General features: G+C 71.3%; 9 protein-coding genes. 4 read left to right on the top strand and 5 right to left on the bottom strand.

What is annotated here, in order from left to right; translation table 11 throughout:
• Window positions 1-1,380: amino acid adenylation domain-containing protein (locus AB0J52_RS17700; protein WP_500182665.1), on the bottom strand; the 1,380-nt coding region annotated here is incomplete at its 3' end.
• Here AB0J52_RS17700 and AB0J52_RS17695 point away from each other — a divergent pair.
• Complete coding sequence (locus tag AB0J52_RS17695; RefSeq protein WP_500182663.1) at window positions 1,379-2,962, top strand: MBL fold metallo-hydrolase; 1,584 nt, start codon at window positions 1,379-1,381, stop codon at window positions 2,960-2,962. The genes AB0J52_RS17700 and AB0J52_RS17695 overlap by 2 nt on opposite strands.
• A 47-nt stretch (window positions 2,963-3,009) precedes the next feature.
• Here AB0J52_RS17695 and AB0J52_RS17690 read toward each other — a convergent pair whose 3' ends face one another.
• Window positions 3,010-3,876 carry a LysR family transcriptional regulator gene (locus AB0J52_RS17690; protein ID WP_500182662.1) on the bottom strand — a complete coding sequence of 289 codons (867 nt, stop codon included), beginning with the start codon at window positions 3,874-3,876 and terminating at the stop codon, window positions 3,010-3,012.
• A gap of 84 nt (window positions 3,877-3,960) precedes the next feature.
• Here AB0J52_RS17690 and AB0J52_RS17685 point away from each other — a divergent pair, with 84 nt between their 5' ends.
• A complete protein-coding gene (locus AB0J52_RS17685; protein WP_500182664.1) occupies window positions 3,961-4,515 on the top strand; it encodes an NADH-quinone oxidoreductase subunit B in 555 nt (184 codons plus the stop codon).
• 33 nt (window positions 4,516-4,548) lie between these two features.
• Here AB0J52_RS17685 and AB0J52_RS17680 read toward each other — a convergent pair whose 3' ends face one another.
• The 3 genes from AB0J52_RS17680 to AB0J52_RS17670 all read right to left on the bottom strand — a co-directional run bounded on the left by AB0J52_RS17680 (window position 4,549) and on the right by AB0J52_RS17670 (window position 6,954).
• Window positions 4,549-5,007 (bottom strand): dihydrofolate reductase, encoded by a 459-nt coding sequence (locus tag AB0J52_RS17680; protein ID WP_500182661.1) that lies wholly within the window; start codon window positions 5,005-5,007, stop codon window positions 4,549-4,551.
• Window positions 5,004-5,801 (bottom strand): thymidylate synthase, encoded by a 798-nt coding sequence (locus tag AB0J52_RS17675; protein ID WP_500182660.1) that lies wholly within the window; start codon window positions 5,799-5,801, stop codon window positions 5,004-5,006. The genes AB0J52_RS17680 and AB0J52_RS17675 overlap by 4 nt, the downstream gene beginning before the upstream one ends.
• Window positions 5,802-5,904: 103 nt before the next feature.
• The gene (locus tag AB0J52_RS17670) at window positions 5,905-6,954 is read right to left on the bottom strand and encodes an AraC-like ligand-binding domain-containing protein (protein WP_500182659.1); all 1,050 of its coding nucleotides are present in this window, start codon (window positions 6,952-6,954) and stop codon (window positions 5,905-5,907) included.
• A 234-nt stretch (window positions 6,955-7,188) separates the two neighbouring features.
• Here AB0J52_RS17670 and AB0J52_RS17665 point away from each other — a divergent pair, with 234 nt between their 5' ends.
• Together AB0J52_RS17665 and AB0J52_RS17660 are read left to right on the top strand one after the other, a co-directional pair.
• Window positions 7,189-7,992, top strand: coding sequence for a hypothetical protein (locus AB0J52_RS17665; RefSeq protein ID WP_500182658.1), 804 nt, complete (start codon window positions 7,189-7,191; stop codon window positions 7,990-7,992).
• Window positions 7,993-8,241: 249 nt separating this feature from the next.
• On the top strand, window positions 8,242-8,750 hold a 509-nt coding region (locus AB0J52_RS17660; protein ID WP_500182657.1), incomplete at its 3' end, for a pyridoxamine 5'-phosphate oxidase family protein.

Here is an 8,750-nt window from a genome sequence, read left to right as displayed (position 1 = left end):
GCCGATCAGGCGGTGAGTGCCGTCGGCGTCGGGCACGGCCACGACGGCCGCCTCCGCCACCGCGGGATGCGCGGTCAGCGCGTGCTCGACCTCGCCCGGCTCGACCCGGTGTCCGCGGATCTTCACCTGGGTGTCGGACCGTCCGGCGAACCAGTAGGCGCCGTCCTCGAACCGTGCCAGGTCGCCCGTCCGGTAGGCGCGGCCGACCCCCTCCAGCTCCGTGAACCCGCCGGGATCCGACCCGAGGTAGCCGCGGGCCACGACCGGACCGGCCACCACGAGCTCGCCCGTCTCGCCGGGCGCGACCTCGCGGCCGCCGGCGTCCCGGACGCTGACGACCGCGCCCGCGATCGGCAGCCCGATCGGCACCGGGTCCTCGCCCGCGGACACCTCGTGCGCCAGGCACTGCGTGGTGCACTCGGTCGGGCCGTAGCAGTTGAAGAAGCGGATGCCGGGCGCCGCCGCGAAGAACCGCGCCGCAAGGCCGGCCGGCAGCGCCTCGCCGCCGGAGTAGACCAGCCGCAGCGAGGACGGCAGCGGCCCCGACCGCAGCAGCGCGGCGAGCACCGGCGGAGGCCCGCCCAGCGCCCTCACCTCGCCGGCCGCCGGCAGCGAGGGCAGGGCGAGCAGGTCGTCGGCGAGGATGACCGTCCCGCCGTGCACCAGCGGCCCGAAGATCTCCATCACCGACGGGTCGAAACCGATCGAGGTGGCCGCCAGCCAGCCGCCGAGGCCCTCGCCCCAGGCCTCGCCCACCCACGTCAGCAGGTTCATGGCGCTGCGGTGCTCGACGGTGACGCCCTTCGGCTTGCCCGTCGAACCCGAGGTGTAGATGACGTACGCCGGCGCGTCCGGGGGGACGGCCACTCCCGGGTCGTCCGACGGCCCGTCGGCCTCCACGAACACCGGCGTCACGCCCGCCGGAACCAGCCCGGTCAGGGAGGGCAGCGTCACGACGTGGCGAAGGCCGCTGTCCGAGGCCATGTGCGCCAGCCGGTCGAGTGGGTACGCGGGGTCGAGCGGGACGTAGGAGGCGCCGCTCTTGAGCGTTCCGAGGAGGGCCGGAACCAGGTCGGCCCCCCGGTCCATGAGGACCCCCACCGGCTCTCCCGGCCGGACCCCGTGCCGGAGCAGCGTGTGCGCGATCCGGTTGGACCGCGACTCCAGCTCTCCGTAGGTGACGCGCAGATCCTTCGCCACGAGGGCGACTCCGCCCGGGTTCCGCCGGGCCTGCGCCGCAACCGCCTGCTGAATGTTCACGGCAGCCGACTCTAAGCAGATCGGGGGAAATGGGAAGTAGGCCCGCCATATCCCCTCTATAAAGGCGCTATATACGGGCGGAAGCGTTTTTATAGCGGCGATCGCGATTCTGGCGCCCATGAACACTGAAGAGCTCTTCCTCCGGCCGAACGTCATCATCGAGCCGCTGGTCGACGGGTTCTCCGCGTGGTTCCACTCGGTGGCGCCCGTCCAGGCCGCGATGAACCTCGCCTTCCTGCAGGTGCCGCTTCTGGAGTCGTATCTGGAGTCCCCGTCCACGCACGCCGAGGCGAGCCGCAACCCGGCCCTGCGCGGCGGGTACTTCATCAACATCGACGAGGACCGCGCCGACGAGGTCCGCGCGCTGCTGGACGCCGTCCGCCGGGACCGCGCCCCCATGCTGCGCTTCGCCGAGGCGATCGCCGAGGCCGAGGACCTGCTGCGCGAGAACGCCGAGGGCTACGACCTGACCCCGCTCTACGCCAGGCTCCCGCCGGAGCTGGCCGGGCTGGTGGAGCTCGTCTACGACACCGACAGCCAGGCCTCGCTGCGCTTCCTGGAACCGCTGGTGTACCGGAGCCCGGCGCACACCGAGGCCCGCCAGTCGGTCCAGCTGTCGATCGAGCCGGGCACCGAGCGCCCGTTCGTCCTCAGCACCCCGCGGCTGCCCTCGCCCGGCGTCCTCGACCTGAAGATCCCCTTCCGGCACGCGGGACTCGACGCCCTGTTCGGCGCGCGCCTGCGGCCGGCGTCCCTGGGCGCCCTGCGCGAAGCGCTGGAACTGGACGACGCGGGCGCCGCGCAGCTCGCCGGGCTCCTCACGGACGCGCCGTCCCAGGCCCCCGACCGGCACATCGAGGGCGGCGGACGCATCCGCTACCTCGGCCACGCCTGCGTGCTGATGCAGACGCCCGAGGCGGCGATCCTCACCGACCCGTTCATCAGCGCCGACACGACGGCCGGGGACCGCTACACGCTCGCCGACCTCCCCGACCGCATCGACCTGGTCCTGCTCACCCACGGCCACCAGGACCACGTCGTCCTGGAGACCCTCCTCCAGCTCCGCGGCCGGGTGGGCACGGTCGTCGTGCCCCGGGCGTCCGGCGGGGGGCTCGCCGACCCGTCCCTCAAGCTGTTCCTGGAGGGCGCGGGCTTCCCGGTCGCCGAGGTCGACTCCTTCGAGGAGGTCCCCTTCCCCGGCGGAAGGGTGACCGCGACGCCGTTCCTCGGCGAGCACGCCGACCTCGACATCCGCGCCAAGTCGACCTACTGGGTCGAGCTCGCCGGCCGGAAGATCTTCGTCGGCGCCGACTCGTCCGGCGTCGACCCGATGCTCTACCGGCACATCCGCAGCCACCTCGGCAAGGCCGACGTCGCCTTCGTCGGGATGGAGTGCGACGGCGCGCCGCTGACCTGGCTCTACCAGGCGCTGCTGACCAAGCCCGTCCCGCGCCAGATGAACGTCTCCCGCAAGCTCTCCGGCTCGGACGCCGACCAGGCCGCCGCCATCGTCACCGAACTGGGCGCGGACGAGGCCTACGTCTACGCGATGGGCGAGGAGCCCTGGCTGGGACACGTCATGGCCACCAGCTACAACGAGGACTCCTACCAGCTCAAGCAGATCGAGAAGTTCGAGTCCTGGTGCGAGGAGAACAACGTCCGCTCCGAGCACCTCTACGGCCGGCGCGAGTGGCGCTGGTGAACCCGCCGCCTCCAGGACGGGACGATGGTGATCGTCCTCCTGGGGCGTCAGGTGAAGGCGTGGATCAGCGTGTCGTCCTTTCCGGCGGGCCAGACCGGGGCGCAGACCATCGGGGGCAGGCCGGTCACGGGGACGGTGACGACACGCGGGTTGCCGGGGCGCACCGAGGCGATCGTCAGGTGGACCAGGTCTCCCTGGGCCACCAGCATGATCGCCTCTTCCAGCGACGCGGACTCGTGCCGGGGGACCCGGCGCAGCGGGACGCCGGCGGGGGTGGCGGGAGGTATCCACAGGTCGGCCAGGTCCGGCGGCATGCTGCTCGGATACAGGATGTCGTACTCGGCCAGCTCCTCGGCGTCGATGCTGACATGCCGTCCCAGCGGGTGCCCTGCCGCGAGGAGCGCCGCCCGCTCCTCGCGGTGCCACGCCTGGCCGACATGGAATCCCGCGGCCTCCATCAGCGCGGGGTCGCTGGGCAGCCAGCCGACGAAGACGTCCACCGGCCAGTCGTCCGCCCACCGGAACGGCTCGGTGTTGGGATGCGCGGAACGCACCACGGCGCAGTGGGGATGGGCTCCTTCGAACGCCTGGATCCGCCGCTCCACCACGGCCGCCGGGAGGCTGGTCGCGACGCCGACGCGCAGCACCTTGGTGCCCGCGACGACGCGCGCCTCGGCAATGGCCCGCTCCATCCGCTCGTGCGCGGGCGCGAGTTCGGCGCGCAGCCGCTCGCCCAGCGGCGTCAGCCGGACCCGCCTGGTCGTCCGCTCGAACAGCGGAGCCCCGACGCGGCGTTCCAGCGCCCGCACCGCCTGGCTCACCCGCGGCGTCGACACCCGCAGCCGCGCGGCCGCGCGCCCGAAGTGCAGTTCGCGGGCGACCTCCAGGAACGCCTCGATCTCGCGCATCTCCATGCGTCCATTGTGTCGCCGGACGAAACGATCATGGCGGAACCGGCGATTGATCACCGCGCGCCGCGCGACCAGCCTGGAAGCACTATGGGACTCGAAGAACACCTCCCCGGCGACTTCCTGCTCACGACCGTGGAGACGATGGCCGGGCTGGCGCGCAAGTCGTCGATGTGGCCGATGACGTTCGGCCTGGCCTGCTGCGGCATGGAGCTGATGGCGGTCGGCGACCCGCGCCACGACTTCGCGCGGTTCGGCATGGAGCGCGCCTCGGCGACGCCCCGGCAGGCGGACCTGATGGTCGTGGCCGGACGGGTGAGCCAGAAGATGGCGCCGGTGCTGCGGCGGCTCTACGACCAGATGGCCGAGCCCAAGTGGGTCATCGCGATGGGCGTGTGCGCCTCGTCCGGCGGCATGTTCAACAACTACGCCGTGGTGCAGGGCGTGGACCACATCGTCCCGGTGGACATCTACCTGCCCGGCTGCCCGCCGCGCCCGGAGATGCTGCTGGACGCGATCGTCAAGCTGCACGACAAGGTCCAGAACACCAAGCTGGGCCGGCACCGCCAGGACGAGATCCTCGCCGAGGAGCGGGCCCGCCTCACCCGGCTCCCGCTGATCAACGTCAGCTCCGCCCCCGAGTGACCACCCGGGGAAGCGGGGCGCGGACGGCCGGGCTCAGTTCCAGGTGAGGAACCGGTAGTGCAGCCCGGTCGACGACTCCAGCCACGGCCCGACGGAGTCGGGCGCCCGGTCCACGGCGGGGGCGTGGGCGTCCCCGTCGAACGACTCGCGGATCTCGGTGACCACGATCCGGTCGGCCAGCGGCAGCGCCGCGCGGTACACGGCCTCACCGCCCATCACCCACACGTCCCCGGTCGCCGCCGCGAGCGCCTGCGCCAGGTCGGGGAAGGTCTCCGCGCCCTCCTGCGGCGTCCGCGACAGCACGAGGTTCCGCCTGCCCGGCAGCGGACGGAACCGCGGCGGCAGCGACTCCCACGTGCGGCGGCCCATCAGGACGGTCGAACCGGCGGTCAGCTCGCGGAAGTGCTTCATGTCCTCCGGCAGGCGCCACGGCAGCGTCCCGTCGCGGCCGATGACGCCGTTGGACGACTGCGCCCAGACGAGCCCGATCACACCGCCACCGGAGCCTTGATGCCGGGGTGCGGGTCGTAGCCGCTGAGCTCGAAGTGCTCGTAGGTGTAGCTGAACAGGTCGTCGGCCGGCTTCAGGCTGAGCGTGGGGAACGGTCGCGCCTCGCGGGCGAGCTGCGTGCGGACCTGCTCCTGGTGGTTGTCGTAGATGTGGCAGTCGCCGCCCGTCCAGACGAAGTCGCCGACGCCGAGCCCGACCTGCTCGGCGATCATGTGCGTCAGCAGCGCGTAGCTGGCGATGTTGAACGGCACGCCGAGGAACAGGTCCGCGCTGCGCTGGTACAGCTGGCAGGAGAGCTCGCCGTTCGCCACGTAGAACTGGAAGAACGCGTGGCACGGCGGCAGCGCCATCCGCGGGATGTCGGCGACGTTCCAGGCCGACACGATGATCCGCCGGGAGTCGGGGTTCTCGCGCAGGGTGCGCAGGACCTCGCCGATCTGGTCGACGTGCCCGCCGTCCGGGGTCGGCCACGACCGCCACTGCACGCCGTAGACCGGGCCGAGGTCGCCGTCCGGCGCGGCCCACTCGTCCCAGATGGTGACGCCGTTCTCCCGCAGCCAGCCGACGTTCGAGTCGCCGCGCAGGAACCACAGCAGCTCGTAGGCGATGGAGCGGAAGTGGACCTTCTTCGTTGTGATCAGCGGGAAGCCGTCGGACAGCCGGTAGCGCAGCTGGTGGCCGAAGACCGACCGCGTCCCCGTGCCGGTGCGGTCCTCCTTGGGGGCACCCGTGGTGAGCACATGGCGGAGCAGGTCTTCATATTGCGTATCCGGCATGTCCCTGAGTCTAGCCAGGATGAACGGCCAGGCAGCCGAGGGTGCGGGCCGGCTCGCACCGGCCCGGGGGACGGAGGGGAGACCCGTCCCGAAAGATCACCGATTACGGTTCGTGAAGGAACGAATCCAACGCGGTGGCCTCGCGGTCGGTGGCGTTCGTGCCCAGGGCTCGGTGGCGGTAGTCGTGCGGAGCGGTGCCGTAGGCCGCCCGGAACGTGCGGCTGAAGGACGCGGCGTTGGTGAAGCCCCAGCGGGCGGCGATGGCCTGGACCGGCTGGTCCCGGAACTCGGCGCAGGCGAGGTCGGCGCGGCAGCGTTCGAGCCTGCGTCGGCGGATCGACGCGGAGACCCCCTCGGGACGGCCTTCGAACAGCGTGTAGAGCGTCCGGAGCGAGATGTGGTGCCGGTCGGCGATCAGCCGGGGAGTCAGGCCCGGCTCGCCCAGGTTCTGGTCGATGAACGCGTCGATCCGGCGCAGCAGCGTCTGGGCGCGGAACTCCCCGGACACCTCCGGCCGGCTTCCGAGCTGCTGGGTGAGGCTCGCGGCGGTCAGCTCCACCGCCATGTGCCCCAGCGTGGCCAGGCCGCCCGGCCCGGCGTCCGCGGCGTGGGCGGCCAGCGACCGCAGGAAGTCCGACAGGACGGCCTGCAGGCCCGTGCCGGCGGGAAATCGCCGGGCCAGGAGCCGGTCGACCTGCTGGGACGGCAGCGGCATCTCGGCCTTGGGGATCTGGAGGACGACGACCTCGACGTGGCCGCCGTCCAGCCCCGACCCGGACTCATAGGGCCGGGAGGTGTCCCAGAGCGCCATCTCCTGGGACCGGAGGTCCGCCTCGGCGCCGTTCTGCGCGAACCACGCGGTGCCCTTGAGGACCATGCCGAGCTGGTACTGCTCCGGGTCTCCCGCGCGGATCAGCCTCATCGTCCGCCGCGAGTGGAGCGGGGAGTAGACGAACCTGGCCACCTGCGCCGAGCCCAGGTCCAGCAGGGACCCCTGGGCATGGAACCCCTCGGAGTCCAGAGGGCTGAACTCGGACGGCATCAACGTGCGCGACACCATCTCGGTGAACCACTCGACCCCGTTCGCCCCCGAGCCGGTCCCGCAGGATCCCCCATGCCGTTCATTCGGCGTCTCATCTGCCCCGATACGCACGCGGTGCACGGTACAAGACCCCACTGACGGGACGATCGCCGCCCTCGCCCACGGCCGCACGCTGTGCACAGCGAAATTGCACGCAGTGCACAGCGAAACCGCACGCAATGCACACATCCGCGGGCCGCGCGGACCGTAGGGTCGTCCCCCGTCAATGACGGGACTCCTGAGTGTCGGGAGTCATCAGTGCGCATTCATGGCGCACGCGACAGAAGGGGTTTCCAGGTTCCACAGATGAAGATGAAGCTGACCGCGCTCGCCGCGGCCGGGCTGGCGACGGCCGCCGTCGCCGCCGCGGTGCCCGTGTTCGCCTCGCACTCCGGCACCAAGGCCGAGGCGAGCGCCGCGAGCTCCGACGCCAAGGTCGACGCCAGCGCTGTGCGCTCGGTGCTGAAGCCCGGCCAGACCCTCAAGGCCGGGCAGTACCTGCGCTCGCCCAACGGCGCGTACAAGCTGGCCATGCAGTCCGACGGCAACCTGGTCGTGTACAAGGGCTCCAAGTCCATCTGGAGTTCCCACACCTGGGTCAAGGGCTCGGCCGCGACCATGCGCACCAACGGCGACCTGGCCGTCGCCAAGGGAACCCACACCTACTGGAGAACTCACACCGACGGCGCCAAGGGGGCCTACCTCTCCCTGCAGGACGACGGGGGCGCCGTCGTCCGCAAGGGCAAGACCGCGGTGTGGTCCAGCTACCAGTGGATCTCCACGCTCTCGAACGGCGTGACGCTCTACCCGTACCAGAAGGTCGTCTCCCAGAACTACGTCTGGCGGCTCCGCCAGGAGCCGAACGGCGACCTGGCCCTGTACTACTTCGACAAGCTCAGGTGGCACACCGGCACGTCGGGGAATCCGGGCGCGTACACGGTGATGCAGACCGACGGCAACCTCGTGGTGTACAGCAAGAACAAGAAGGCGCTCTGGTCCTCGCACACCTGGCGCAAGAACACGTGGCTCGCCGTCCAGAACGACGGCAACGTGGTGGTGTACACGGGCCACAAGCAGGCGCTCTGGGACCGGTACCACGGCAAGCGCTGACCACTGAATCCTGATCCATGACGGGGGCACGCGGCGTGGCCGAAGGCATCAGGTCGTCCACGACCTCGTGCCGGGGGCGATTCTCGGAGAGCGGACCTGACTCCGTTCGAAGAGAGCGAGCCACGCCGCAGCTCTCTCAGCTCCTCCCGCTTGTTCCAGCACCGCGGCGCCGACGCGAATGCGCCCGGCGCGCCATCTAGCAAACATCTGTGTCTGTTAGATTGGGGCCGGTCCTGGAGGGAGCGACCGATGACCTTCTCGCACTGGCCCGGCGCCGTCGACGACATCATCTGCGGCGACCAGGCCGTCATCCTCGCCACCGTCACGCCGGCCCGCGGCGCGGTGCTCACCCCGGTCACGAACTTCGGCACCCGCGACCGCGACGGCGGCCGCGTCACCGTGAACAGCTCGGTCGGGGGCTGGAAGAAGCTTCAGCGCATCAGGCGCGACCCCAAGGTCGCCCTCGCGTTCCACACACGAGACCACGGCTACAGCGACCGGCCCGAATACGTGCTGGTCCAGGGCACCGCCTCGCTCTCGGCGCCGCTCGCCGACTACCCCGCGTCCCTCGGCGCGAACTGGGAGCGCTTCGACGGCCCCCGCGCCACCGGCCCCTTCTGGGACCGCTGGCTACGGCTCTACTACACCCGGGTGCTCATCGACATCGCCGTCGAACGCATCATCGTCTGGCCCGACCTCGCCTGCCGCGAAGAGCCGAGCGTGCTGGGCCCGGAGCTCCCGAGCCGTCCGCCGGAACC

It is taken from the genome of Spirillospora sp. NPDC049652 (genome assembly GCF_040675125.1).
Taxonomy (GTDB): Bacteria; Actinomycetota; Actinomycetes; order Streptosporangiales; family Streptosporangiaceae; genus Spirillospora.
The sequence above is the reverse complement of the archived record's forward strand: the minus strand, read 5'-3'. Positions and strand labels throughout refer to the sequence as shown.